General features: G+C 66.7%; 21 protein-coding genes. 8 read left to right on the top strand and 13 right to left on the bottom strand.

Annotated features, from left to right (window positions below; all coding sequences use genetic code 11):
- Nucleotides 1-26 precede the first annotated feature (26 nt).
- The 7 genes from bla to hutC form a co-directional block, all read right to left on the bottom strand.
- The gene (gene bla / locus BI347_RS01200; protein ID WP_071111597.1) at nucleotides 27-911 is read right to left on the bottom strand and encodes a class A beta-lactamase; all 885 of its coding nucleotides are present in this window, start codon (nucleotides 909-911) and stop codon (nucleotides 27-29) included.
- Nucleotides 912-1,219: 308 nt separating this feature from the next.
- Nucleotides 1,220-2,158, bottom strand: a complete 939-nt coding sequence (locus BI347_RS01195; protein WP_139166875.1) for a hypothetical protein — start codon at nucleotides 2,156-2,158, stop codon at nucleotides 1,220-1,222.
- Nucleotides 2,159-2,405: 247 nt separating this feature from the next.
- Nucleotides 2,406-3,938, bottom strand: coding sequence for a histidine ammonia-lyase (hutH, locus tag BI347_RS01190; RefSeq protein WP_071115142.1), 1,533 nt, complete (start codon nucleotides 3,936-3,938; stop codon nucleotides 2,406-2,408).
- A 103-nt stretch (nucleotides 3,939-4,041) separates the two neighbouring features.
- On the bottom strand, nucleotides 4,042-5,712 hold the full coding sequence (hutU, locus tag BI347_RS01185) for a urocanate hydratase (protein ID WP_071115141.1): 1,671 nt from the start codon (nucleotides 5,710-5,712) through the stop codon (nucleotides 4,042-4,044).
- Nucleotides 5,713-5,740: 28 nt separating this feature from the next.
- On the bottom strand, nucleotides 5,741-6,673 hold the full coding sequence (gene hutG, locus BI347_RS01180; protein ID WP_071115140.1) for a formimidoylglutamase: 933 nt from the start codon (nucleotides 6,671-6,673) through the stop codon (nucleotides 5,741-5,743).
- 13 nt (nucleotides 6,674-6,686) lie between these two features.
- Entirely contained in the window at nucleotides 6,687-7,928 is a 1,242-nt protein-coding gene (gene hutI / locus BI347_RS01175) for an imidazolonepropionase (RefSeq protein WP_071115139.1), read from the bottom strand.
- Nucleotides 7,929-8,109: 181 nt separating this feature from the next.
- Nucleotides 8,110-8,826: a histidine utilization repressor gene (gene hutC / locus BI347_RS01170; protein WP_071111603.1), complete on the bottom strand. Its 717-nt coding sequence runs from the start codon at nucleotides 8,824-8,826 to the stop codon at nucleotides 8,110-8,112.
- 111 nt (nucleotides 8,827-8,937) lie between these two features.
- Here hutC and BI347_RS01165 point away from each other — a divergent pair, with 111 nt between their 5' ends.
- The 3 genes from BI347_RS01165 (at nucleotide 8,938) to BI347_RS01155 (ending at nucleotide 10,918) form a co-directional block, all read left to right on the top strand.
- Nucleotides 8,938-9,384 (top strand): Mpo1 family 2-hydroxy fatty acid dioxygenase, encoded by a 447-nt coding sequence (locus tag BI347_RS01165; protein ID WP_071111604.1) that lies wholly within the window; start codon nucleotides 8,938-8,940, stop codon nucleotides 9,382-9,384.
- Nucleotides 9,385-9,453: 69 nt separating this feature from the next.
- Nucleotides 9,454-10,305: a D-hexose-6-phosphate mutarotase gene (locus BI347_RS01160; RefSeq protein ID WP_083338614.1), complete on the top strand. Its 852-nt coding sequence runs from the start codon at nucleotides 9,454-9,456 to the stop codon at nucleotides 10,303-10,305.
- A gap of 67 nt (nucleotides 10,306-10,372) precedes the next feature.
- A complete protein-coding gene (locus tag BI347_RS01155) occupies nucleotides 10,373-10,918 on the top strand; it encodes a hypothetical protein (RefSeq protein WP_071115137.1) in 546 nt (181 codons plus the stop codon).
- 4 nt (nucleotides 10,919-10,922) lie between these two features.
- On the opposite strand, the gene BI347_RS01150 is transcribed toward BI347_RS01155, so the two are convergent.
- Nucleotides 10,923-11,801 carry a LysR family transcriptional regulator gene (locus BI347_RS01150; protein WP_071111607.1) on the bottom strand — a complete coding sequence of 293 codons (879 nt, stop codon included), beginning with the start codon at nucleotides 11,799-11,801 and terminating at the stop codon, nucleotides 10,923-10,925.
- 162 nt (nucleotides 11,802-11,963) lie between these two features.
- Here BI347_RS01150 and gstA point away from each other — a divergent pair, with 162 nt between their 5' ends.
- The 3 genes from gstA to BI347_RS01135 all read left to right on the top strand — a co-directional run bounded on the left by gstA (nucleotide 11,964) and on the right by BI347_RS01135 (nucleotide 14,759).
- Nucleotides 11,964-12,578, top strand: coding sequence for a glutathione transferase GstA (gene gstA / locus BI347_RS01145; RefSeq protein WP_071115136.1), 615 nt, complete (start codon nucleotides 11,964-11,966; stop codon nucleotides 12,576-12,578).
- Nucleotides 12,579-12,702: 124 nt separating this feature from the next.
- Complete coding sequence (locus BI347_RS01140; RefSeq protein ID WP_139167157.1) at nucleotides 12,703-13,245, top strand: hypothetical protein; 543 nt, start codon at nucleotides 12,703-12,705, stop codon at nucleotides 13,243-13,245.
- A 20-nt stretch (nucleotides 13,246-13,265) separates the two neighbouring features.
- Nucleotides 13,266-14,759, top strand: a complete 1,494-nt coding sequence (locus tag BI347_RS01135; protein ID WP_071115134.1) for a DUF2235 domain-containing protein — start codon at nucleotides 13,266-13,268, stop codon at nucleotides 14,757-14,759.
- 69 nt (nucleotides 14,760-14,828) lie between these two features.
- Here BI347_RS01135 and BI347_RS01130 read toward each other — a convergent pair whose 3' ends face one another.
- The 5 genes from BI347_RS01130 to rarD form a co-directional block, all read right to left on the bottom strand.
- Complete coding sequence (locus tag BI347_RS01130; RefSeq protein WP_071111611.1) at nucleotides 14,829-16,703, bottom strand: M3 family metallopeptidase; 1,875 nt, start codon at nucleotides 16,701-16,703, stop codon at nucleotides 14,829-14,831.
- Between the two features lie 117 nt (nucleotides 16,704-16,820).
- The gene (locus tag BI347_RS01125; RefSeq protein WP_071115133.1) at nucleotides 16,821-18,086 is read right to left on the bottom strand and encodes a GNAT family N-acetyltransferase; all 1,266 of its coding nucleotides are present in this window, start codon (nucleotides 18,084-18,086) and stop codon (nucleotides 16,821-16,823) included.
- Nucleotides 18,080-18,268 (bottom strand): hypothetical protein, encoded by a 189-nt coding sequence (locus BI347_RS01120; protein ID WP_071111613.1) that lies wholly within the window; start codon nucleotides 18,266-18,268, stop codon nucleotides 18,080-18,082. The genes BI347_RS01125 and BI347_RS01120 overlap by 7 nt, the downstream gene beginning before the upstream one ends.
- A gap of 180 nt (nucleotides 18,269-18,448) precedes the next feature.
- A complete protein-coding gene (locus BI347_RS01115; protein WP_071115132.1) occupies nucleotides 18,449-18,754 on the bottom strand; it encodes a hypothetical protein in 306 nt (101 codons plus the stop codon).
- A gap of 210 nt (nucleotides 18,755-18,964) precedes the next feature.
- Nucleotides 18,965-19,876: an EamA family transporter RarD gene (gene rarD / locus BI347_RS01110; RefSeq protein WP_071115131.1), complete on the bottom strand. Its 912-nt coding sequence runs from the start codon at nucleotides 19,874-19,876 to the stop codon at nucleotides 18,965-18,967.
- A gap of 373 nt (nucleotides 19,877-20,249) precedes the next feature.
- Here rarD and BI347_RS01105 point away from each other — a divergent pair, with 373 nt between their 5' ends.
- Nucleotides 20,250-23,729, top strand: a complete 3,480-nt coding sequence (locus BI347_RS01105; RefSeq protein WP_071111616.1) for an indolepyruvate ferredoxin oxidoreductase family protein — start codon at nucleotides 20,250-20,252, stop codon at nucleotides 23,727-23,729.
- 137 nt (nucleotides 23,730-23,866) lie between these two features.
- Nucleotides 23,867-24,433, top strand: coding sequence for a hypothetical protein (locus BI347_RS01100; RefSeq protein ID WP_071115130.1), 567 nt, complete (start codon nucleotides 23,867-23,869; stop codon nucleotides 24,431-24,433).
- The last annotated feature ends 300 nt before the right edge of the window (nucleotides 24,434-24,733 follow it).

Here is a 24,733-nt window from a genome sequence, read left to right as displayed (position 1 = left end):
TTGCCCGACAACGCGTCGCCAGGCGCTCAGGCCAGCCAGTCCGCCACGATGCGCGCGGCCGACGCCACCACGTCGTGGCGCGGCTTGGCGTCCCGCCGCGGCTGGGTGGTGTACACCGCCAGCACGATGGGCGGACGGCCCTGCGGCCACAGCACGGCAATGTCGTTGCTGCTGCCGTAGCGGCCGGCGCCGGTCTTGTCGCCGACCAACCAATCGGCTGGCACGCCAGCCTTGATCTTCTCCGCGCCGGTGGTGTTGCCGCACAGCCAGTCGACCAGCTGCCGGCGCTGCGGCGACGCCAGGCCATCCCCCAGCGCCAGCTGCCGCAGGCTTTGCGCCATCGCCTGCGGCGTGGTGGTGTCGCGCTCCTCGCCCGGAATCGCGCCGTTGAGTTCGGGTTCCCAGCGCTCCAGCCGGAAGCTGCCGTCGCCGATGGAACGCATATAGGCGGTGAGCTCCGCCGGGCCGCCCAATAGCTGGAGCAATAAATTGGCGGCGCTGTTGTCGCTGTACTGCACCGTGGCTGCGCACAGCTCCGCCACCGTCATGCCATCCTCCAGATGCCGCTCGGTGACAGGCGAATACTCGACCAGTCCGCTCTTCTGATAATGAATGCGCTGCGCCAGCAGCTGCGGCTGGCGCTCGCTGCGCGCCAGGATCGCTCCGGCCAGCATCGCCTTGAAAGTGCTGCAGAACGGAAAGCGCTCGCCGGCGCGGTGGCCCAGCGTGGCGCCGTCGGCGGTGTCGATGGCGAACACCCCCAGCCGGCCGCCGAAGTCTTTTTCCAAGCGGGCCAGCCGCGCGCCGGCAGCGGCGGCGTCGCGACGGTTGGTGGGAGGGTAGGCCAGGCTGGCCAGGGGCAGCATGGCGGCGGAAAGCAGGAACAAGCGGCGCGGAATCGGATGTGACATGGGATCTGCCAAATAAGCGGTTGTACGGGATGAAGGCCGGCGACAAGCAGGCCAAATCATCACGCCGCGCCGGGTCGATCGGCATAGACCGCGGCCATGGCGAGGAAGTTCTGCGGCAGAGCAAGTGCGGAAAGGCCGCGGGTTCGACTCCCGCAATATCAGACCTGCACAGCGGACTGGCCGCAAATCCTATCCGCCAGCGCAGGCAATCGCGCTGGCGGACTTGCAGCCCGGCGGGCGGGTAGGATGCGATTGCACATCGCCACCGCAGGAACAGAGTCAATATGCCCGATCAAGTGGGCCGCTTGTCATTCATCATACATTTGCCCCGCATTGAGCAAAACGGAAACCACCTCCAACTCCGCTATGCCCAATGTGGCCAAGTCGCCATTTTCGCTTTTTGATATAAAGCCAGCCGCGTCTTCCACGGTTTGGCACAAACCGACTGTCTCGCCATTTGGCAGGGTGAAAGTTCCCGCCACGGAATGACCCCGATCGAAATACTCGGTCAGATAGATGGTTTCAGGCAATGGCATTTTATCGGAAAACCACATGCGTATCTTTTCCACCAGCCCGCCCAGCGGAAGCTTTCCACCGCCATCCGGCGGACTTTCCGCAAAGCTGACCACCCGATACAATGGAGAGATCGCCTCGCTTACCTCATACCTGATCACGCTATCGCTGTCCCTCACATAGCCCACTCGCCCGGCGACATCGGCAAGGTTAAGGTTGCCGACGATATCGCTGTTGCATTCTAGCTGCAGGCTGACATTATCGCCTTCGGCCACCAGGATGAAAGCCTTTCCCGCCTGCTTGACCTCAACAACCAAGACGTAATCGTCTTTCCATTTTATCCTGCCCGACAATAGCAATTGCCCGATCTTTTCGAATGCGTCGCGCCGCTCCTGAAACTGAATATTGGTGATATCCCTGAGGTGGTATAAAAACGACCCCGCCTCGCCAAATTGCAAATCCAGCTTCACATTCCCACTGCCTAGGCCGCTCTCGGCAGAGGCCTGCGTCTTGACGATGAGTCCATCCTTCTTCTCAAAGCTGGCGGTTTCCTTGCGGATTCTCTCTATCTTTAGATTGAGTCGGTATCGAGAGATGTTTCCATCTCGGGTGAACCGGTATCCATTGATATCGCCATAGTCTCCGACAGAAACAGGCATTTCAGGCGTCCAGTTGGCAAAATACCCTTCCGCCACCTTGTTTATATTGATTTGCAGCTTTTTCAAAAAAGACATCGCCATCTCCTTTTCAATCCCGAAAATAGCATCTGCACCGCCCGGATATCGGAACGCTACTCAGGACTCCAGGCGCCTGACCCACTGAAAAAATTACCGACTTCGCGCTACTTGAATCAAAACGAAGCATGCCGCCTTGGCACCCATGATTTCACCAGCCCAAGAAATGAAAAAAGGACAAGCGCCACGGCTTGCCCTTTTCTTTATAGCCCACGCGGTCCATCGCTGACCGCCTGGAAAAACCGGATTACACCGACGGCAACAAGCCGCCAGCCAACAGCGCGTTGTAGCGACCGCTCGCCACCAATACCGCCGCCTGCTCGATATCCGGCGCGAAATAACGGTCCTTGTCGTAAAACGACACCTTCTCGCGCAACATCGCCTTGGCGGCTTCCAATTTTTCGCTGGACTTGTTGGGCGCGCGGAAATCGATGCCCTGGCACGCCGCCAGCAGCTCCACCGCCAGAATGCCGGCGGTGTTGGACGCCATCTCCCTCAGGCGGCGGCCGGCGAAAGTGGCCATCGACACATGGTCTTCCTGGTTGGCGCTGGTGGGCAGGCTGTCCACCGAGGCCGGGTGCGCCAGCGACTTGTTTTCGCTGGCCAGCGCCGCGGAGGTCACCTGCGCGATCATGAAGCCGGAGTTCACTCCGCCGTTGTTGACCAGGAAGGGCGGCAGCTTGGACAGATTGCTGTCTATCAGCAGCGCCATGCGGCGCTCCGACAGCGAGCCGATCTCGGCGATGGCCAGCGCCAGGTTGTCGGCGGCGAAAGCCACCGGCTCGGCATGGAAATTGCCGCCGGACAGGATGTCGTTGTCGCCTGCGAACACCAGCGGGTTGTCCGACACCGCGTTGGCCTCCACGCGCAGCACTTCGGCGGCATTGCGGATCTGGGTCAGGCAAGCGCCCATCACCTGCGGCTGGCAGCGCAGGCTGTACGGGTCCTGCACCTTGCCGCAGTTTTCATGCGAGCGCTCGATCTCGCTGTGGTCCAGCAGCTCGCGGTAGGCGCGTGCGGCGTCGATCTGGCCCTGGTGACCGCGCACTTCGTGGATGCGCGCGTCGAACGGGGTGCGGCTGCCCAGCGCGGCCTCCACCGACAGGCTGCCGGCCACGGTGGCGGCGGCGAACAAGTCTTCCGCCGCGAACAGGCCTTCCAGCGCGAAGGCGGTGGACGCCTGAGTGCCGTTGAGCAGCGCCAGGCCTTCCTTCGGCGCCAGCGTGATCGGCGTGAGGCCGGCGGAGCGCATCGCCACCGCGCCGGGCACCCGCACGCCGTCGACAAAGGCTTCGCCCTCGCCGATCAGCACCGCGCTCATGTGCGACAAGGGCGCCAGGTCGCCGGACGCGCCGACCGAGCCTTTTTGCGGAATCACCGGGTAGATGCCGCGGTTGAACAGCGTGATCAGCGCGTCGATGACCAGCCGGCGGATGCCGGAAAAGCCGCGCGACAGCGAGTTGATCTTCAACGCCATCACCAGCCGCACCGTGCTGTCTTCCATCGGCGCGCCGATGCCGGCGGCGTGCGACAGCACGATGGAGCGCTGCAGCAGCTCCAGCTCGTCGGTGGCGATCTTGGTGCTGGCCAGCAGGCCAAAGCCGGTGTTGATGCCGTAGACGGTGCGGCCTTCGGCCAGCACGCGTGCCACGGTGGCGGCGGAGGCGTCGATGCCAGCGTGGGCGGACGCGTCCAGTTGCAGTTGCAGGCCGGTTTCACGTGAAACACGGCGCAGGTCGGCCAGGGTGAGCTGGCCGGGTACGATGTTGAGGATGCTCATGGCTTCGGTCTCTCTTGCTTCTCTATTCTGCTGTTTACGCTTTGCTTATCCTGCAACGCGCCGCTTGGCGGGGGCCCCGCCAGGAGCCTCCGCGTTGCCGCGCTTACTTCAGCATCGGCAGGTCCAGTCCCTGCTGCTTGGCGCAGTTCACCGCGATGTCGTAGCCGGCGTCGGCATGGCGCATCACGCCGGTGCCCGGGTCGTTGCGCAGCACGCGGGAGAGACGCTCGGTTGCCGCATCGGTGCCGTCGCAGACGATCACCACGCCGGCATGCTGGGAAAAACCCATGCCGACGCCGCCGCCGTGATGCAGCGACACCCAGGTGGCGCCACCCGCGGTATTCAGCAGGGCGTTGAGCAGCGGCCAGTCGGAAACCGCGTCGGAGCCGTCCTTCATGGCTTCGGTTTCGCGGTTGGGAGAGGCCACCGAGCCGGAATCCAGATGGTCGCGGCCGATGACGATGGGCGCCTGCAGTTCGCCGTTCTTCACCATCTCGTTGAAAGCCAGGCCCAGGCGCACGCGGTCCTTCAGGCCCACCCAGCAGATACGCGCCGGCAGGCCCTGGAAGGCGATGCGCTCGCGCGCCATGTCCAGCCAGTTGTGCAGGTGCGGATCGTCCGGGATCAGCTCCTTCACCTTCTGGTCGGTCTTGTAGATGTCTTCCGGATCGCCGGACAGCGCCACCCAGCGGAACGGGCCTATGCCCTCGCAGAACAGCGGGCGCACATAGGCGGGCACGAAGCCGGGGAAGTTGAAGGCGTTGGCCACGCCCTCCTCCAGCGCCACCTGGCGGATATTGTTGCCGTAGTCCAGCGTGGCGGCGCCGCGTTCCTGCAGCGCCAGCATCGCGCGCACCTGGATGGCCATGGACTTTTTGGCGGCGGCGCTGACGGCGACGGCGTCGGTCTTCTGCTTGTCGCGCCATTCGGCCACGTTCCAGCCCTGCGGCAGATAGCCGTGCACCGGATCGTGGGCGGAGGTCTGGTCGGTGACCACGTCCGGCGTGATGCCGCGCGCCACCAGTTCGGCGAACACGTCGGCGGCGTTGCCGAGCAAGCCCACCGACACCGCGCGGCCGTTCTGCTTGGCGTCCTGCACAATCGCCAGCGCCTCGTCCAGCGTGGTGGCCTTGCGGTCCACGTAACGGGTTTTCAACCGGAAATCGATGCGGGTTTCGTCACATTCGACGGCGATCATCGAAAATCCCGCCATCGTCGCCGCCAAGGGCTGCGCGCCGCCCATGCCGCCCAGGCCGCCGGTCAGAATCCAGCGGCCTTGCGGCTTGCCGCCGAAATGCTGGTTGGCCACCGCGTAGAAAGTCTCGTAGGTGCCCTGCACGATGCCCTGGCTGCCGATGTAGATCCAGCTGCCGGCGGTCATCTGGCCGTACATCATCAGGCCCTTCTTATCCAGCTCGTTGAAGTGCTCCCAGTTGGCCCAGTGCGGCACCAGGTTGGAGTTGGCGATCAACACCCGCGGCGCGTTCTCGTGGGTCTTGAACACGCCCACCGGCTTGCCGGACTGCACCAGCAGCGTCTCGTCGTCTTCCAGGCGCGCGAGCGTTTCCAGGATCTTGTCGTAGCACTCCCAGTTGCGGGCGGCGCGGCCGATGCCGCCGTAGACCACCAGGCTTTGCGGGTGCTCGGCCACCTCGGCGTCCAGATTGTTCTGGATCATGCGGTAGGCGGCTTCGGTCAGCCAGCTTTTACACGTTAGCTGCTTGCCGCGCGGAGCGCGGATCACGCGCGACGGATCGTGGCGGGGGTCGGTCATCTCTGTCTCTCCTCTGGATGTTGCGCAATCAACGGCGTAAATGACGGGTCAGGCTCCATGCCAGCCGCGCCGCCGCTTTCGCGCCGTGACTGTCGATGTCGTATTCGGGATTGAATTCCACCAGGTCGGCGCCGATCAGCTTGCCGCTCTTGGCCAGCCGGCCCACCAGCGTCTCGATCACCGCGATGTCGACGCCGTAGCCGGCCGGGGCCGACACCGCCGGCATCTGCGCCGCCGGCAGCACGTCCAGGTCGATGGTGAGGTAGACGGCGTCCACGCTGTCCAGGAATTCGGCTAGCTGGCCGCGGATGTCGGCCAGTTGCCAGCCGGTCATCTCGGTGTCCAGCCGCCACTCGGCCCCCAGCGCGCGGGCGTTGTCGAACAGCGCCTGGGTGTTGGCGGTTTCGGCCACGCCCAGGCACAGGTAGCGGAAATGCTGGCCGCGCGCGGCGCAGTCGGCGGCGATCTGCGCGAACGGCGTGCCACTGGTGGCCTCATCGGCGTGGCGCAGGTCGAAGTGGGCGTCGAAATTGACGATGCCGATGCGCTTGCCGGGGTGGGAGTCGGCCAGGCCCAGCCAGTGGCCGTAGGCGGTTTCATGGCCGCCGCCCAGCACCAGCGGCAGATGGCCGGCTTCCACCACCTGCTGCACTTTCAGCGCCAGCTTGCGCTGCGCGGCGTCCAGATTGCTGGCGTCGCACACCACGTCGCCGGCGTCGTACAGCGGCAGCGTCGGATGCCAGGCCAGGTTAGCCAGCGCCTTGCGCAAGGCGCGCGGGCCGCCGGCGGCGCCGACACGGCCCTGGTTGCGGCGCACGCCCTCGTCGCAGGCGAAGCCGATGATGGCGATGCCGGGGGCCGAGCCTTCGGCCAGCGGCTGCACCAGCTGGTGCCAGCGCCTGGCGCCGTCGCCCTCGCCCTTGTCTATGCGGCCGCTCCAGCCGCTCATGTCTATGCTCATGTTCGCTCTCGCTTCATTCGAGGTTTTGCGCAGCGCCGCGGAATACTCGCTGCTTCAGCTGCGGCACGCCGACGCTGTAGGCCAGCTCGGCGGGATGATCGATGTCCCACACCAGCAGGTCCGCCACGCAGCCGGCGGCCAGACGGCCATGGGTGGCGCCGCGCCCCAGCGCCCGGGCGGCGTGGCGGGTGACGCCGGCCAGCGCCTCTTCCGGGCTCAGGCCGAACAAGACGCAGGCCTGGTTCATCGCCAGCCGGATGGAGGCGAAGGGGCTGGTGCCGGGATTGAGGTCGGTGGATACCGCCATCGGCACGCCGGCGGCGCGCAGCAGCGCTACCGGCGGCTTCTGCGTTTCGCGCAGGAAATAGAAGGCGCCGGGCAGCAGCACCGCCACGGTGCCGGCGGCCTTCAGCGCCGCCACGCCGGCGGCGTCCAGGTATTCGATGTGGTCGGCCGACAGGCCGCCGAACTCCGCCACCAGCTCGGCGCCGTGCAGATTGGACAGCTGCTCGACATGGCCCTTCACCTTCAGGCCGTGGGCGCGCGCCGCTTCGAACACGCGCCGGGTCTGCGCCGGGGTGAAGCCGACGCTCTCGCAGAACACGTCCACCGCTTCGGCGAGCCCGGCCCTGGCCGCCAGCGGCAGGATGCTGTCCACCACGTAGGCGATGTAGCCGTCGGCGTCGCCGGCGTATTCCGGCGGCACCGCGTGCGCGGCCAGCAGCGTGGCGGCCACTTCCACCGGCAGCGAGTCCTGCAGCCGGCGCGCGGCCGACAGCTGCTTGATTTCATCCGCCTGGGTCAGGCCGTAGCCGGACTTGATCTCCACCGTGGTGACGCCCTCGGCCATCAGCGCCTTCAGCCGGGGCAGGCTCTCCAGCGCCAGCTCCTCCTCGTCCAGCCAGCGGGTGGCGCGCACGGTGGAGACGATACCGCCGCCTTCCGCCGCGATCTGCTGGTAGGGCACGCCGTTCAGGCGCTTTTCCCATTCGGCGGCGCGGCTGCCGCCATAGACCAGGTGGGTGTGGCAATCGATGAAGCCGGGCGTGATCCAGCGGCCCTGCAGGTCGTGGACGTCGCCGTCGAAAGCGGCGGGATCGACGCCGGCCTGCGGCAGCACCGCCTCGATGTTGCCGCCGCGCAACAGCAGCGCGTGGTTTTCCAGCACGCCGTAAGGCGCCGGATGGGCCGGGTCCATGCTGGCCAGCCTGGCGTTGAGCCACAGGCTGGGACGGGAAGCGGAAGATGGGGTCATGGCGTCATGTCCGTCTATATTTGTATATACAATTATCCAGACGGCACGCCCTGTCAAGCCTGATGCGCAAGCGCGCCGCCATCCCGGTCCGAGCAAGCTTTTGATGTTGCGGGGCAATAAAAAAGGCCGCCCCGCGGGCGGCCTGTCTGGATGGCCTCTGCGGCCTAATTGTATATACCGTTCACTTCTTCACCCGGGTCTGCGAGCGCAGCTTGTAGCGCAGCCCGGGATGGGTCAGCCGGGCGAAGCTGACCAGCTTCTTGTGCGACCAGGTGCGGCGCAGCACCAACAGGCAGGGTTCGCCGGCGGCGATGCCCAGCAGCGCCTGCTCCCCCACGCCGGGCAGCACCGCCTCCACGCTGTGCTCGATGTCGGTCAGCGGGCAACTGTGCATCAGGTAGTCGTTGGGGGTGCGCTGGCTGAAGTCCTGCGCCAGGTAGTCCGGCGCGAAGGCCGGGTTGATGTAGCGGTCTTCCAGCTGGATCGCCACATCGTCCTCGCAATGGACTATCAAAGAATGGAACACCCGGCCGCCGGCCTTCATCCCCAGCCGCAGCGCCACCTCCTCGCTGGCCGGCAGCGCTTCCAGCACGATCACCTGGGCGGTGTGGCGGTGGCCGCGCGCTTCGATCTCGGCGGCGATATTGTTGATGTCCAGCAAGGGCGACTCCGCCTTGCGCTCGGCCACATAGGTGCCGTCGCCGGCGAAGCGCAGCAGGATGCCGGCCTCGGCCAGATCGCGCACCGCCTTGTTGACCGTCATCCGCGACACGCCGAACTGGCGCGCCAGTTCCAGTTCAGGCGGAATCTTGCAGCCGGGCAGAAAATGGCGGTCGCGTATGCCGGACAGGATATAGTCTTTGATGCGCTGATAACGCGGTAGCGGGGAGTCTGACACCGTGGTTCCAGAGTGAGCGGGGATGGCGGATTGTAACGCGGGCCGCCGCCTTGCCGCCTGATCCAGCGCAGAAAATGCCGGAACCCTTCCACCGCAGCAGGAGACGTCGCCATGATGACATTGCCGCAATGGCTGGCCGCCTACGACGAAAGCCACCGCCATCCGTTCAACATCGCCATCCACAAGCTGTGCGTGCCGCTGATCGTGCTGTCGCTGCTGGGCATGCTGATCGCGCTGCCCGGCCCGCTGCCCTGGGCCTGGCTGCTGTGGCTGGGCGCCGTGCTCTGGTACTGGCGGCTGTCGCGCCCGGTGGCGCTGGTGATGGCGGTGCTGTGCAGCCTGGCGCTGCTGCTGCTCACCATCGCGCAGAGCCAGGGGCTGCCGCTGGGCTACGCCTCGCTGCTGGTGTTCGCGCTGGCCTGGGCCGGCCAGTTCGCCGGCCATGCGCGCGAAGGGCGGAAACCGTCGTTCGCGCAGGACCTGCAGTTTCTGCTGATCGGCCCGCTATGGACGCTGCGCGCGCTGTGGCGGCGGCTGGGCCTGCTGCGCAACGATTGAGCGGCGTCGTCGCCCTGTCACGCCGTCCGCGTTATCATCGGCGCTTCCCCGCATCCGATGGAGCGCAGCATGTCTCATCCACAAGGACTCACGCTCGGAGAACTGTCGCCCGGCGTCAATCAGATCGAGCTGACCGGCGACGGCTTCTCCGCGCGGCTGTCGCTGCTGGGCGGCCAGTTGCTGGATTACCGCCGCGACGGCGAAGCGCCGTTGTTCTACCTGTCGCCGCAAGCCACCTATCAAGCAGGCAAGGCGATACGCGGCGGCGTGCCGGTGTGCTGGCCGTGGTTCGGCCCGCATCCCGCGGGCAGCGGCCAGCCGGCGCACGGCGTGGCGCGCCAGCAGCTGTGGACGCTGGCCGACGCAGGCCGCGACGGCGAGGTGTTCCACGTGAAACTGGCCGGACCGCGCCATGGCGAGCTGTCGGCCAACCTGGAATACCGCATCGGCCCCGACGGCGTAGAGATCGCCCTGCACAGCCGCAACCACGGCGCGCAGCCGCAAACCGTCAGCGCCGCGCTGCACAGCTATTTCGCGGTGTCCGACATTGCGAACGTCTCGCTGAGCGGCCTGGAAGGCGCGCCGGCTCACGACAAGGTGGGCGACGCCCGCACCCTGCTGCCGGCCGAGCCGTTCCGCTTCGCCGGCGAAGTGGACCTAGTGGCGTACTCCGCTCACCCCGTGACGCTGGACGACAGCGGCTGGTGCCGCCGCCTCGTCATCGCCAGCGCCGGCTCCGCCAGCACCGTGCTGTGGAACCCGGCGCCGGCCAAGGCGCAGCGCTTCGCCGATCTGCCGGACGAAGACTGGCGATGCTTCATCTGCGTCGAAACCGCCAACGCCGGCGATGACGCCCGCACGCTGGCGCCCGGCGCCGGCCACACGCTAAGTTGCCGGCTGCATTTCTCTCGCGCCGACTAGGCGTTATAATCAAGGGCTTGCCGCCGCAGCCAAATAACGGCGGCGCCCATACCCGGATAACGCAGCAATGGCACGACCCGACAAGATCTCCCGCTTCCTCCCGCTCACCTTCGCCAACGGCAACAGCGTGCGCCGTTTCGGCAAGCACTGCCCGCAGTGCCGCGCCATGGTGGGCGCGGAACACATGGAAGGCATCGCCAGCCTCAAGCAAAGCAAGATCTTCCTGTCCGCAGAAGCCTGCTGTCCGCAATGCCACCAGCGCTTCCCGGTGGCCTGCGTCATCACCAACGACAAGCGCGTGCACCGCGTGCTGCTGCCCTTGTGGATGTTCCGCATCTGGCTGAACTCCGCCACCCGCCACGACCCGCAACCGGAAAACCGCGACAACTGGGAGGTGGAGCCGGAAACGCCGCAGGGGCTGACCCTGCCGGCCGACGCCGAGGTGGTGCGCTCCGAAGAGATTCTGGGCCGCTTCCAGGGCGAGCCGATCAGCGCCTGGATCGAGTACCAGGGCCAACGCTTCGTCTTCGACCGCGCCGCGCCCGGCAACAGCCTGTCGCTAACGCCCAACGAGCTGCTGTTCGAAGGCCGGCTGATCTACCGCCAGCAATAAGCGCTCACACTGGCTCGCTCGCGAGCCAGGCCAGCAGCGCCCGGGCCTGCGGCGACGCCACCCCGCGCGCCGACGCCGCCAGCGCGAAACGCCGCGGCGGCGCTCCCAGCAGCGGATAGGCCCGCAGGCCGCGCCGCCCTTCCGGCAATACCGACTCCGGCACCACCGCCACGCCCAGGCCTCCACGGACCATCGCCAGCGCGCTGCCCCAGTCGCGCAGCCTCATCCTAACATCCGCCAGCGCCACGCCCAGGCCGGCCAGCACACTCTCTCCATCCAACCGGCAGCCGCCAGTGGCGGCGATGAAGGGCTGCCCGGCCAGCGTCTCCGGCGCCAGCCCCAGGCTGCTGGCGCGTCCGGCCAACGGGTGACTGCCAGGCAGCACCGCCATCCAGGCGTCCTCTCCCAGCAACTGCGCCGCGCCGTCGGCCTGCGGATTGAGCACCACGCCCAGATCTATCCTGTCCTCCGCCAGCCACTGCTCGATCTCCTCGTCGCTGCCTTCCAGCCACAACAGCTCCAGCCCCGGATGCAGCAGGCGGAAGCGGTCCAGGCTGCGCGCCAGGCCGCGCGCGAACAGCGAGGGAAAGCCCGCCACCGTCAACCGCCCCGCCGCCAGACCGCGCGCCTCGTCGGCCAGGCGGCGGATGCCGTCCAGTTCGGCCAGCATCGCGCGCGCCCGTTGCAGCACCTGCTCGCCCAGCGCGGTCGGCCTGGTCTCGCGGCGGTCGCGGACAAATAGCTCCATGCCCAGCGCCTGCTCCAACTGGCGTATCGCCTGGCTGGCGCCGGACTGGCTGATGCCGTGCCGGCTCGCCGCCTGCGTCACGGTGCCGCAATCCGCCACCGCCAGCAACAAGCGCCAGTGCATCAGATTCATCATCGCCGTCTCCCGTCCATGCATTCGCCAAAATACCCCTGGCATTCTGCCATAAGCGCAGCTGATGGCAATCGGCTGAAAAAGCCGTTTTACTGCCCCTGCCGCAGCCGGCAGCATGACCATGATCCGCTGTGCTCCGGCAGCGGCCCCGCACAGGAAAACCCGATGAAACTGTATTTCGCTCCCCACGCCTGCTCGCTGGCGCCCCACATCGTATTGCGCGAGCTGCGGTTGCCGTTCGAACTGATCCGCGTCGACAACCACAGCAAACGCACCGCCGAGGGCGGCGACTTCCGCGACATCAACCCCAAGGGCTACGTCGCCGCGCTGCGGCTGGAAAACGGCGAGGTGCTGACCGAAGGCCCGGCGATCCTGCAATACCTGGCCGACCTCAGGCCGCAGGCGGGACTCGCCCCGGCCAACGGCAGCTGGCAGCGGCTGCGCCTGCAGGAAATGCTCAACTTCATCAGCGCCGAGCTCCACGCCGGCAGCGCCCCCTTGTTCCAGTCCGACCTGCCGGAAGCGGCGCGCGCGATGTTCCAGGCCAGGCTGGGCAAGCGCCTGGACTGGCTGGACCGTGTATTGCGGGAGCGCGACTACCTGCTGGGCGACGCTTTTTCCGTGGCCGACGCCTATCTGTACACGGTGCTGGGCTGGCTGCCGCGCTTTGCCATCGACCTGGCCGGCTGGCGGCGCTTGCGCGCTTTTCACGCGCGGGTGGACGGCCGCGACGCGGTCCGCCAGGCGCTGCGGGCGGAGGCGGATTCGGCGCCGGTCTGACGGCCCATCCCGGAGGAGTCCGGTCATTTGTGCGTGCCGCGGCGCTCCGCGTATGCTTTTTCCACCGCCCTTGCGGCGACGCCCCCAGGCCGGCCCGGCCGGAAACGCACAGCCAAGGAAAAACATGCGCAAACCCCTGACGATCCTACTATTGTCCCTGCCCTGCGCGCTGGCCAGCCTGCCGGCCCAAAGCGCGCCCGCCGCCGGTCTGGCTGGCGACTTCACTGCCAGCATCGGCCAGGCCGGCAACCAGCTGCAATTGCAACTGGCCTGCCGCGACGACAGCCACTGCATGCTCACCACCGTCTTCTCCGCCCCCGGCGCGCCGGCCCAGCCTTACCGCCAGCAGCTGGATCAGGTGCGGTTGCTGCAGGACAGCGGCGAAGCAACCGCGGCGCTGCAATTCGCCATCCGGCATCAGGATGACTCGGCCTTGCCGCCCGACCTGGCGGAGGCGATGGCCAGGCTCAAGCCGGCGCTGGCCGCCAAGCCGGCCATCCGGCAATGCTGGGACCTGAACGCGCCGCAGGCCGGCTACATGCTGGCCTGCTCGCTGTCCGGCATTCCGGCCGGCGCCGCCCCGCTATACCTGTTCGGCAGCCTGCAAGCCGACGGCCAGCAAGGCTTCCAGCGCTACGTGATCTATCCGCTGTCGCGGCAGCAATGAACGGCTGAACTGGAACCGACATGACCAGAATCGCCGGACAACTGAGCGCGGAGCAGCTGAAGGCGGCACAGGACCAGGCCGCCGCCATCGCCAAAGCCGCCAAGCCCGACATCGCCGCCGGGCAATTCGTCTATTTCGCCGCCTTTGATGGCACCAGCAACAATAAAGACAAATTGCCGCGCGGCATGCAAAGCACCAATGCCGCCCAGCTCTACCAGCAGGCCGCCCAGACGGCCAGCCACAATTCCAACCTGACGGCGCGCTACTTCGCCGGCCCCGGAACCTCCGGCACCCTGCCCGGCTCGTCCTTCCTGCCGCCGGCGGTCACCGCCGAGGCGGTGCGCACCGCCAATCTCGCCTACGACGACTTTCAGCAACAGGCGTCATCCTGGCTGAAAACCCACCCCGGCGGCAGCGTCGCCGTGGCCGCCGCCGCCTTCAGCCGCGGCAACGACGCCGCCTCGGTATTCGCCCAGCTGCTGTACGAGCGCGGCCTGACCGACCCAGCCAGCAACAGGATGCTGGTGCCGCCCGGCCAGCTGGGCCTGTCGGCCGCGGCGCTGTACGATCCGGTGATGACCGGCATGTCCGGCAACATGGCCTTCCCGCCCAACAGCCGCAACCTGCTGATCCTGCGCGCCGAGCATGAGTACCGCAGCGAATTCCAGGCCGCCGATTTTTCCGCGCAAAAAGGCGCAGTCAATTTCAGCCTGCCCGGCAACCATTGCGACGTCGGCGGCGGCTACGACAATGGCCTGGGCGCGCTGGCACTGCAGGCCGGCACCGCTTTCCTGCAAAAGGCCGGACTCGCCATCGCCCCGGTGCCGCCGCAGCGCGGCTTCGATCCGCGCCAGCCGGCGCTGGTGCACGACGAGGGCGTCAACCAGTACGGCCAGACCATCTGGACCACCTACGGCAGCTACGATCAGGACCGGGTGGCGCGCCGCACCGACCAAGTGGCGCGCCAGGCCGAAGTGACCAGCGCCAACGGCGTCACCACCACCCGCTTCAACGACTTCGCCGGCAAGCTGGTGCAGCTGCAGCAAAGCCAAGGCCCCGGCGGCCCGCAAGGCGTGATGACGATCCACGATTATTTCGCGGGCGCCACCAGCCGGGTGGCCTTTCCCCAGGCGGCCGCTGCCGCGCTCAGCCCCGCCAAGCAGGCGCTGCTGCAACAGGCGCGCGGCGCGGTGGAGCAGATGTGCCAACGCGACAAACTGCCGTTCAACGCCGATCAGCGCGAAAACATCAGCGCGGCGCTGAGCCAGGCAGGCTGGAAGCAGGGGCTGGCCAAAGCCGGGTTCGCGATGCTGCACGACGGCCAGAGCCGGGTCAGCCTGCTGCATCCGGATGGCAAGCCGGCCACGCTGGAGCTTGCCGCTGCCGCGCTCAAGCCCGCCGCGCAATCGCTGCTGGCGCTGGCCCAGGCGCCGGATGCGCCCGGCCCCCACGCCGAAGCCAAGCCGTTGTCGCCGCAGCCGGGCCGTCGACCAACCGCCGGGCTGGCGCTGTAGGCGCCCAGCCGGCAATGCAAAACGGCCGGGGCATCCCGGCCGTTCTCTTTGTCGCAGCGCGGACCCGCCTCAGTGCACGCTGGCCGGATAGCGCTGCGCCACCCAGGCTTCGAAACGCTGGAACATCGCCTCCTCGCCGTCGGCGTTGTCGGCGATCAGCTCGGCGCCGTGCACCAGGCGGATATGGGCGTCCAGCCGGTCCGGGTACTGCCGCGGATAGCTGCGCGCAGCGGATTCCGCGATCAGTTGCTCGGCGTCGGCCCAGGCTTGTGCCACGCTCTGGGTGCAGGATTCGGCCAGATAGCGGGCGTTGAATGGCTCGCCGGTCAGGCTGACCAGAGTGGCGTTGTGGTTGATGCTGTTGCCCGGCGCCCAGTAATGCTGGGCAAGCAGGGGGCCGATGGCCGGATTGTCGGTGAGGTAGCCGTATTCGCGCAGGAAATAGGCGCGGGTCTGGTGCACCGCCATATTAGCCAGCAGATAGCCGTGATAGGCGGCGGCGGATTCCTGATTGAGCAGGTGCGGGATCGCCAGCAGCGGGCGCGGGCTGACCGCGATGCCCAATATGCGCTGCTCGCAGGCGCGCGCCAGCTCCAGAATGCGGCCGGCCGTCAGTTCGGCCTCCGGCAGCGCGTACAGCGCGCGCTCGAAATACGCCACCACCGCGATCGAGCGTTCGGCGTAGGCGGCGAACGGCTGGCTGGTTTCGATGCGGGCGCGGATCAACGCGTCCGGAATCGCTTCGCCGCGGCTGTTTTTGGCGTAGCGCTTCAACCAGTCGGCATCGTCCAGCAGGCTGTCGCAGAACATACTCTGGGTTTCGGCGTAAGCCATCGAGGTCGGCGCGAACTCCTGCGAGAAGCACGGCGAATTCTGCGCGACATTGGCGAAGTGGGCGGCATGGCCCCCTTCGTGGAATAGGGTGTTGATCGCGCGCGCGCCGCTGCCCACTTGGTCCGGTTTGGCGTCGGCGGTGAAATTGATCTGGCCGGCCACCCAGTTCGCGCCATCCTGGAAGGCGGGAATCGGACCGTGGCAGAAGCCGTTCTGATACTTGCCCTCGCGCTCCACCAGGTCCAGCTGCATGGTGGCGCCGCGGTACTGGACGCCCAGGCGGCGAAAGCTCAGCACCCAACGCTCCACCGCCTTGGCGAACGGCAGGTAGGGGTCGATCTGGCGGGTGACGTCGCCGCTCATGTGGAAGCGCAGATTGTGCGCCTTCAACGCATCCGCGCCGTGCCTGGCTTTCAGATCGTCCAGCGCGCGCTGGTTGGCGTCGCGGGTGCGGGCTTCGAAATCATCGAGGATGGCGAACAGCTCGTCCGGCGTCATCTGCTCGTTCTTCTTCACCTTGTATTCGAAATAGTCGGCGTAGCCCAGGCTGCGCGCCAGCGCGTTGCGCTGCCTGACGATATCGATGAAGCCGTTGTCCAGCGCCCAGCGCTCCAGGCCCAGCAGCGCGTCGTGCGAACTCTTGCGCGCCGCCTCGTCGCGGTTGGTGCCCATATTGGTCGACAGCATGCTGAGGGTGGCGTCCTCGCGCACTCCGTTGTCGTTGACGTGCTGCATCTTGTAGTCGCGGCGCTTGGCGAACAATTCCGCCTCCAGCTCGATCAGCCCGGTCATCAGCCGGCGCGCCTCGTCGCTTTCGATGATATTGCTCTGGAACAGCGCCAGCCAGCCGCGGTAGCCATGCGCCAAGCCCTGCTTCTCCTCGCTGTCCGGCAGCGCGTCCAGTTGCGCCAGCGCCCGCTGCACCGCCGAGAGGCGCTCGGGGCTGGAAATGAAGTCCTTGAACGCGGCCTCGGCCTGGGCGAAGCCGGCGTGGTCGTCGGACACCGCCATATAAGTGTCCCAGAACAGGTCTTCCTTGGCCTTGTGTATCGCCAGGTAGTCGTGGTTGAGCGCGTCGAAATCTTGGCGCAGCGCGGCCAGTGTGGTCATTGCCATTTCTCCAGGGTAGCGGTGCCGCTCGAACGGCGGCATCCGGCGCCATCGGTCGGTATCCCGAAAGCATGCATGAGTGAGTTTCATGCGCAATGCCGGACAAGGTCAAGCTAATCAGCAGTTTCGGCTTAAGAAGCATTCACCGCTAACATGAGTAAAGCCGAGTTGCCGGTATAGGCCGACAGCCGCTTCCCGCGCCGCCACCATCGCCAGCAGCCGCGGCGAACGCCGCAAACCCCATGCGGCCAGATGGCTGAGCAGCTGGCTGGCGATGCCCAGCCGCCGCACCTGCGGCGCGGTGGCCACTTGCTGGAAACGGCCCAGCCCCTGCCAGACGAACAGCCCGGCGCAAGCGAGCAGCGCCTGGCCGTCGAACACGCCCCAGACATGGCCATGGCCGGCCGCCTCCAGCCGGCGATAGCGCTCGGCGCGCCGCTCCAGCTGCGCCCCGCCCTGGCCCTCCTCGCGGCAGGCATCCCGCAACAGTTGCCGCCATTGCCGCCAGTCGCCCTGGCTGGACAACGGCCGCATCGTCAGCATCGGGCTGAGCGCCGCCGGCCGCAACATGCCCTCGCCCAGCAGCCATGCTTCAGCCTGGCGGTAGCGGTAGCCGGCGGCGGTCCAGTCGGCATACGCGTCCGGCCCATCTTCAGCCCGCGCCTGCCAGCGCAGCCTGCAATGGCCCGGCAACCGGTCGGGGAAAGCGTCGGCAAACCGCTGCTCCCAGCGTTGCCGCTGCTGCGCCTGCGGCGCATGGTCTAGCCACAACGCATCCCCATCCGGGAAGCTTGCGGCATCGGCGGACAGGCGCCAGCCATAGTCCAGGCGTTGCAGCCGCCCCGCTTCCCCCAGCAGCCGCCATTCGGTTTCGGCGCCCAGCATGCCCAGACTCAGCGCCAGGCTCACCCGGCCATTGCGCGATGGCGCGGGAACGAAGCCCAGCCTGGCGGCCAGCTTGCGCGCCGCCAGGTTGCCTTCGGCGGTATCCGCCTCCACCCGGCTCAGGCCGAGTTGGTTGAAGCCGGCGTCCAGCAGCAGCCGGCCCGCCTCCGCAGCATAGCCCTGGCCCCAGGCGGCTTCGGCAAGCTCGACGCCGAAGCCGGCAATGCCGGGCGACAAGCTCAAGCGCAGGCCGACCGAGCCGATCAGTTGATTGTCGTCGCGGCGGATCAGCGCCAACTGCCAGGCGCGGCGCGGCTGCTGCCGCTGCTGGTCGACGAAACGTTCCAGCAATTGCGCGGAAAACGCCGGACTGGCTTCCAGCGCCGAATCATGCGGGCCGCAACGCGAACCGCCGCGCAGCTGCTGATAGCGCGGCAGGTCGGCGGCGCTGAAATCGCGCAGCAGCAGGCGCGGCGAAACCAGCGGCAGGATCAGCATAGATGGCCCTTCTCCAGCCGCAGCTGCTGCAGGCGCGACTCCAGCCGCTGGCGGCGCATGTCGTCGGCCGCGTCCTGCGGTCGGCAATACGGGATGGTGGGGGTGTCGGATGAAAAATGAACGCGCTCGTCGCCGAGCACATCGCGCAGCAAGTGGCGCGACAGGATAAAGATCGATGCCATGACGGCGGTACCTGTAAAGAACGATAAAGATCAGGGGAGAGCGTTGCGCCAAGGCGGCGGCCTCTCCGGTTATGTTCCCGCCGGCCAATCGGCATGGCGATGCGGCGGAAGCGCGCAGTCTGCTACCGCCGTCATTAGCCGTCAAGCCTATTTTTCATGCGCGGGAAATCGGGAAACCCGTCAATCATGGCGCCGGCGCGTTTGGCGCACCGGCTGCCGCTGCGTCCACCAACGCTCCAGGCTGGTGCGCAGCGCGGCATCCATCAGGCCCAGTTGCAGGCCGACCAGCACCGCGTACAACAGCATGCCCTGCCCCACCGGCATCAACGGCACCGCCCAGCCGCTCAGGTGCGGGTACAGCAGCCAGGCCAGCAGCAGGCCGGTCAGCAAGGTCAGCTCGACCGTGCGCCACGACTGGGTGCGCAACGCCAGGCGCGCGCCGATATCGGTAAGGAAGAACACCAGACTGAGCAGGTACAAGGCCATGGCAGGGCTCCACAAAAACGTCGGCGACCGAACCGGAATGCCTGCTCGCGGTCGCCCGTATCATCGGAAAATGAAGCCGGCTCCTTGCCCGCCCGCTCCTAATACCGTTATAGCCAGCCTCACTGTCCATTTGGCCAGTTCCAATCGGTCAGTCCTAAAAAATGACAAAGCCCCGCCAGAAGCGGGGCCGCGATCAAAAAAGCATCGGCGTCAGGCGCCGGCAATGCGTCTTTCTCGCCACAAGGCGCGCAGGCCGACCGCGGAATACAGCAACAGCGCGCTCCAAATCAGGGCGAAGCCCAGTGCGCGGTCGCTGCCGAACGGTTCGTCGTACAAGATCACGCCCAGCGCCAGCTGGATGCTGGGGCCGACGTACTGGATCACCCCCACCGTGGCCAGCTTCAGCCGGCGCGCGCCGGCGGCGAACATCAGCAGCGGCACCGCCGTCACCACGCCGGCCCCCATCAGCAGCAGGTCGCGCCCGACGCCCACCTGGCCGAAGGCGCCCTGTCCCTGCCAGCCAAACCATAGCAATGCGGCCAGCGCAAGCGGCGACAGCAGGAAAGTCTCCAGCGCCAGACCCGGCAGCGACGCCAGCGGCGCTTTCTTGCGCAGCAGGCCATAGATGCCGAAAGTGGCCGCCAGCGACAGCGCGATCCACGGCAGCGAACCAGCGCTGACGGTCAGCCAGGCCACGCCGGCTCCGGCCAGCGCCACCGCCAGCGTCTGCGGCCGGCTCAGCCGCTCGGCCAGGAACAGCCGTCCCAGCAACACATTGACCAGCGGATTGATGAAGTAGCCCAGACTGGCCTCCACCACGTGGCCGGCGTTCACCGCCCAGATGTAGATCAGCCAGTTCAGCGACAGCACCGTCGACGACAGGCCGAAGATCGCTAACTGGCGCGGCTGGCGCAAGGCGGCGCGCAGATCGCCCCACTGGCGCAGGAAAGTCAGCACCAGGGCGACGAACAAGGCCGACCACACGATGCGGTGGCACAGAATTTGCAAGGCAGGCACCGAGTGCAGCGGTTTCCAATACAAAGGAAACAGGCCCCAGCAGATGAAGGCGCCCAGGGTATACAACACGCCGCGGCTATCGCCGGCGGAAGAGGGAGCGGACATGTAGAACTCGGCAAGACGGAATATTCCAGCGCACAGCTTAACCGCTTTGCCCGCCGACAATAACCATTGTCTTCTATACAGTCCGTTTACAAACACTTAACCGCTAAGGTTTTTGCTGCACTGGCACATAAACCGCACCGTGATGGCGGATGCTGCAATCCCTTTGACGTTGACGTAAACGTAAACTATAGTCTGGCGACATTAGGGTTAACACTCTAAGCTGCGACAGCCGCACACGCGCCGGAGCCACGGTATAAAAATAAATAAGGTGTCACACACAGATGGCCGCCATCGCAGCAGCCGCCCGACACAGGATGCCCACAAGGCCGCCGCGGGCTGATCGCCACAAGCGAGCACGACAGGAGGAGAAACCATGTCAATCCGCCATGCAGACCTGGAAGAGAAATACACCGCCCCCACCGGCCAGGTACTGATGACTGGCATCCAGGCGCTGGTGCGCCTGCCGATGCTGCAGCAAGAACTGGACCGCGCCGCCGGCCGCAACACCGCCGGCTATGTCACCGGCTACCGCGGCTCGCCCCTGGGCAACGTCGACCAGACCATGATGAAGGCCAAGAAACACCTGGACGCCCACAACGTGGTGTTCCACCCCGGCCTCAACGAGGATCTGGCCGCCACCGCGGTATGGGGCACCCAGCAGGTGAACATCTTCGAAGGCGCCAAATACGACGGCGTCTACGCGATGTGGTACGGCAAGGGCCCGGGCGTGGACCGCTCCGGCGACGTGCTCAAGCACGGCAACGTGGCCGGCACCAGCCCGCTGGGCGGGGTGCTCTTGGTATGCGGCGACGACCACGCCGCCAAGTCCTCCACCTTCCCGCACCAGTCCGACCACATCCTGGCCGCCAGCATGATCCCGGTATTGAGCCCGTCCGGCGTGCAGGAAGTGCTGGACTTCGGCCTGCACGGCTGGGCGATGAGCCGCTATTCCGGCTGCTGGGTATCGATCAAGGCGATCACCGACACCATAGAAAGCTCGGCCATCGTCGACATCAGCCCCGAGCGGCTGCAGTTCAAGATCCCCGAAAACTTCCCGATTCCCGAAGGCGGCCTCAACATCCGCTGGCCGGACACCCCGCTGGCGCAGGAAAAGCGCGTGCTGCACCACCGCCTGTACGCGGCGCTGGCCTATGCCCGCGAAAACAAGCTCAACCACATCACGCTGGATTCTCCCAAGGCGCGCCTGGGCATCATCACCTGCGGCAAAAGCTATCTGGACGTGATGCAGGCGCTGGACGACCTGGGCATCAGCGAGGCGCAGGCGGCCGATATCGGTCTGCGCATCTTCAAGGTGGGCATGGTCTGGCCGCTGGAGCCGGAAGGCGTGCGCCAGTTCGCCGAGGGGCTGGAAGAAATCCTGGTGGTGGAAGAGAAGCGCCAGATCATCGAATACCAGCTGAAGGAACAACTGTACAACTGGCGCGACGACGTGCGCCCGCGCGTGGTGGGCAAGTTCGCCGAAAAAGGCGAATGGGCGCTGCCGCACGGCGACTGGCTCTTGCCGGCCGCCGGCGAATTGACCCCGGCGATGATAGCCCGCGCCATCGCCAGCCGGCTGGCGCTGATCTTCGACAGCCCAGTGATCCACGACCGCCTGAAGTTCTACGACGACAAAGAAGCCCAGCTGGTCAAGCCGCGCGAATCCATCGCCCGCGTGCCGCACTACTGCTCCGGCTGCCCGCACAACACCTCGACCAAGCTGCCGGAAGGCAGCCGCGCGGTGGCCGGCATCGGCTGCCACTACATGGCGCACTGGATCAGCCCGGAAAACACCAAGACCTTCACCCAGATGGGCGGCGAAGGCATCACCTGGCTGGGCCAGGCGCCGTTCACCACCACCCGCCACATCTTCACCAATCTGGGCGACGGCACCTACTTCCACTCCGGCATCCTGGCGATCCGCGCCGCGGTGGCCGGCAAGGTCAACATCACCTACAAGATCCTCTACAACGACGCGGTGGCGATGACCGGCGGCCAGCATGTGGACGGCTATCTGGACGTGCCGATGATGACCCGCCAGTTGGCGGCCGAAGGCGTGGCGCGCATCGTCATCACCAGCGACGATCCGGACAAGTACCAGAACGCGCAGGGCCTGGCCCCCGGCATAGACGTGTTCCACCGCCGCGAGCTGGACCGCGTGCAGCGCGAGCTGCGCGAAACCGAAGGCGTCACCATCCTGATCCACGACCAGACCTGCGCCGCCGAGAAGCGCCGCCGCCGCAAGCGCAACGAATACCCGGACCCGGCCAAGCGCGCCTTCATCAATGAGAAGGTATGCGAAGGTTGCGGCGACTGCAGCCAGAAGTCCGGCTGCCTGTCGGTGCTGCCGGTGGAAACGCCGCTGGGGCGCAAGCGCAAGATAGACCAAAGCAGCTGCAACAAGGACTACTCCTGTGTCGAGGGCTTCTGCCCCAGCTTCGTCACCGTGGAAGGCGGCAAGCTGAAGAAGCCGGCCGGCGCCAGCGCCGATCTGGCCAAGCTGCCGGCGCTGCCGGAGCCCAAGATTCCGACGCTGCACGAGCCATTCGGCATCATGGTCACCGGCGTCGGCGGCACCGGCGTGGTCACCATCGGCCAAGTGCTGGGCATGGCGGCCTACCTGGACAACAAAGGCGTGACGGTGCTGGACATGGCCGGCCTGGCGCAGAAAGGCGGCTCGGTGTGGTCGCACGTGCGCATCGCCGAGCATCAGGAACAGCTGCACGCGGTGCGCATCGCCGCCGGCGACGCCAACCTGGTGCTGGGCTGCGATCTGGTGGTGACGGCGGCGGAAGAGGCGCTGGCCAAGATGCGCGAAGGCTTCAGCCACGCCATCGTCAACAACTACGAATCGCCGACCAGCGGCTTCCTGAAAAACCCCGACCTGCGCTTCCCGGCCAAGGCGATGAAGGAAGCCATCATAGAATCGGTGGGCCAGGGCCGCTACAACGAAGTCAACGCCACCCGCCTCGCCACCTCGCTGATGGGCGACGCCATCGCCGCCAATATGTTCATGCTGGGCTATGCCTGGCAAAAGGGCCTGGTGCCGGTATCGCTGGAGGCCATCTTGGAAGCGGTGCGGCTGAACGGCGCCGCGGTGAAGTTCAACCAGGACGCCTTCAGCTGGGGCCGCCACGCCGCCCACGATCCGGCGCGGGTGGAAGCGTTGGTCAGCCCCACCGCGGTGGTCGCTTTCGTTCCGCGCGAAACCCCCGACGCGGTGCTGCACCATCGCGCCAACCTGCTCGCCGCCTACCAGAACGAGGCGCTGGCGGAACGCTACAAGGCGCTGGTGCTGAAGACCAAACAGGCGGAAGAGGCGCTGAACCCGGCCAGCACCGCGTTGACGCTGGCGGTGGCGCGCGCCTACCACCATCTGCTGGCCTACAAGGACGAGTACGAAGTGGCGCGGCTGTACAGCGACGGCGAGTTCCAGCGCGATCTGGCCAGCCAGTTCGACGGCGACTACAAGCTGCGCTTCCACATCGGCGTGGCCTGGCTGACCCGCGGCCAGCCGCGCAAGCTCGCCATCGGCCCATGGCTGATGCCGGCGATGAAGGTCCTGGCCAAACTGCGCTTCCTGCGCGGCAGCGCGCTCGACCCGTTCGCCTGGCAGGAAGACCGCAAGCTGGAGCGCCGCATGATAGCGGAGTTCGAACAGCAGCTGGCCGGCATCCTGGCCGGCCTGACGCTGGAGACGCTGCCGCAGGCGGCCGAAGCGGTGAAGAGCTGGGAAGGCGTGCGCGGCTTCGGCCACATCAAGCTGAAGAACTACCAACAGGCCCGTAGCCGCCAGCAGCAACTGCTCAGCGGCGGCGCGACGGCCGGCAAGACATCGCGCAACGTGGCCTGATCAACGATTGTTTCCGCAGCTTTGGGCGTCGACCTGTGTCGGCGCCCTTTTTTCTTCCCCAATTCACACTGAAAATGATGAATGAATTTACTATCCTGTCATTCATGCAGATGGATTCACCCACCCGGAGACCGCTCATGTCAGCATTGCTACGCCGAACCCTAGTCGCCTCGCTCAGCCTGATCCTGATCGCCTGCGCCACCCCGCCCAGCCAGATTTCCCAAACCGCAGGCGGCTGCGTCGGCCAGGTAATGCAAGCCCCCACCGGCATGGGCCCAGTACAGCACGACACCCTGCTCGCCAACGCCATCGGCGCCCCCGGCAATGGCGGCCTGTGCGAGGGCGTGGTCTATCAGCAGAACGCCGCGGCTCCCGGCACCATCGTCTACCGCGTCTGGGACAGCGGCAAGCCCAACTCCCGCCTGGGACGCTGGTGGTCGTTCAGCAAGCCGCAGGGCCCGCTGGCCAAGTACCAGGCTGACAACGCCATCTGCCCGGCCTGGAGCCGGCTCAATAGCATGGTGCGCTGCCAGCTGAAAGCCGGCGTCCAGGTGGCGGTGGGCACCGGCCAGAGCGCCAACTGCGCGCCCGATCCCGATTTTCCGCCGTCCCCGGTCAATCAGGTGTATGTGCCCAACACCAGCCCGGACGATATCCAGGTGGAAAACTGCCAGGACGAAGGCGCCTTTCCGCCGGCGATGTAAGCGTCAACCGCCCCTTGCCCGGCCAACCAGCCTACCCGGCTGCCTGCTCTGCGGCTCGCAACAGGCAAGCCGTTCAGCCGCGGCGGTGGCGTCGATATCGAGAACGAGCAGGACATCATCGAAGACGTACCCGCCTCCGCGACCGGATGCAGTGGCGGTGGCCGCCGGCGGGCGCAACGGCCGCATCGCGCCGCGGCAGGACATACAAGCCGCATCCCCGCGTCGGGCGGGAGTCCAAACTGCCGGGCCCAGTCAACGCGGCGCCACACGCAAACGGTGCGGCGCTGCTGAACCGCGCCT

This window comes from Chromobacterium sphagni (assembly GCF_001855575.1).
GTDB lineage: Bacteria > Pseudomonadota > Gammaproteobacteria > Burkholderiales > Chromobacteriaceae > Chromobacterium > Chromobacterium sphagni.
Note: the sequence above shows the minus strand (reverse complement) of the source record. Positions and strands in the feature narration are given on the sequence as shown.

Excerpts from the sequence above, each read along its gene's own strand:
- bla (WP_071111597.1), bottom strand. The coding sequence starts at position 911 with ATGTCACATCCGATTCCGCGCCGCTTGTTCCTGCTTTCCGCCGCCATG.
- BI347_RS01195 (WP_139166875.1), bottom strand. The coding sequence starts at position 2,158 with ATGTCTTTTTTGAAAAAGCTGCAAATCAATATAAACAAGGTGGCGGAA.
- hutH (WP_071115142.1), bottom strand. The coding sequence starts at position 3,938 with ATGAGCATCCTCAACATCGTACCCGGCCAGCTCACCCTGGCCGACCTG.
- hutU (WP_071115141.1), bottom strand. The coding sequence starts at position 5,712 with ATGACCGACCCCCGCCACGATCCGTCGCGCGTGATCCGCGCTCCGCGC.
- hutG (WP_071115140.1), bottom strand. The coding sequence starts at position 6,673 with ATGAGCATAGACATGAGCGGCTGGAGCGGCCGCATAGACAAGGGCGAG.
- hutI (WP_071115139.1), bottom strand. The coding sequence starts at position 7,928 with ATGACCCCATCTTCCGCTTCCCGTCCCAGCCTGTGGCTCAACGCCAGG.
- BI347_RS01165 (WP_071111604.1), top strand. The coding sequence starts at position 8,938 with ATGATGACATTGCCGCAATGGCTGGCCGCCTACGACGAAAGCCACCGC.
- BI347_RS01160 (WP_083338614.1), top strand. The coding sequence starts at position 9,454 with ATGTCTCATCCACAAGGACTCACGCTCGGAGAACTGTCGCCCGGCGTC.
- BI347_RS01155 (WP_071115137.1), top strand. The coding sequence starts at position 10,373 with ATGGCACGACCCGACAAGATCTCCCGCTTCCTCCCGCTCACCTTCGCC.
- BI347_RS01150 (WP_071111607.1), bottom strand. The coding sequence starts at position 11,801 with ATGATGAATCTGATGCACTGGCGCTTGTTGCTGGCGGTGGCGGATTGC.
- gstA (WP_071115136.1), top strand. The coding sequence starts at position 11,964 with ATGAAACTGTATTTCGCTCCCCACGCCTGCTCGCTGGCGCCCCACATC.
- BI347_RS01140 (WP_139167157.1), top strand. The coding sequence starts at position 12,703 with ATGCGCAAACCCCTGACGATCCTACTATTGTCCCTGCCCTGCGCGCTG.
- BI347_RS01135 (WP_071115134.1), top strand. The coding sequence starts at position 13,266 with ATGACCAGAATCGCCGGACAACTGAGCGCGGAGCAGCTGAAGGCGGCA.
- BI347_RS01130 (WP_071111611.1), bottom strand. The coding sequence starts at position 16,703 with ATGACCACACTGGCCGCGCTGCGCCAAGATTTCGACGCGCTCAACCAC.
- BI347_RS01125 (WP_071115133.1), bottom strand. The coding sequence starts at position 18,086 with ATGCTGATCCTGCCGCTGGTTTCGCCGCGCCTGCTGCTGCGCGATTTC.
- BI347_RS01120 (WP_071111613.1), bottom strand. The coding sequence starts at position 18,268 with ATGGCATCGATCTTTATCCTGTCGCGCCACTTGCTGCGCGATGTGCTC.
- BI347_RS01115 (WP_071115132.1), bottom strand. The coding sequence starts at position 18,754 with ATGGCCTTGTACCTGCTCAGTCTGGTGTTCTTCCTTACCGATATCGGC.
- rarD (WP_071115131.1), bottom strand. The coding sequence starts at position 19,876 with ATGTCCGCTCCCTCTTCCGCCGGCGATAGCCGCGGCGTGTTGTATACC.
- BI347_RS01105 (WP_071111616.1), top strand. The coding sequence starts at position 20,250 with ATGTCAATCCGCCATGCAGACCTGGAAGAGAAATACACCGCCCCCACC.
- BI347_RS01100 (WP_071115130.1), top strand. The coding sequence starts at position 23,867 with ATGTCAGCATTGCTACGCCGAACCCTAGTCGCCTCGCTCAGCCTGATC.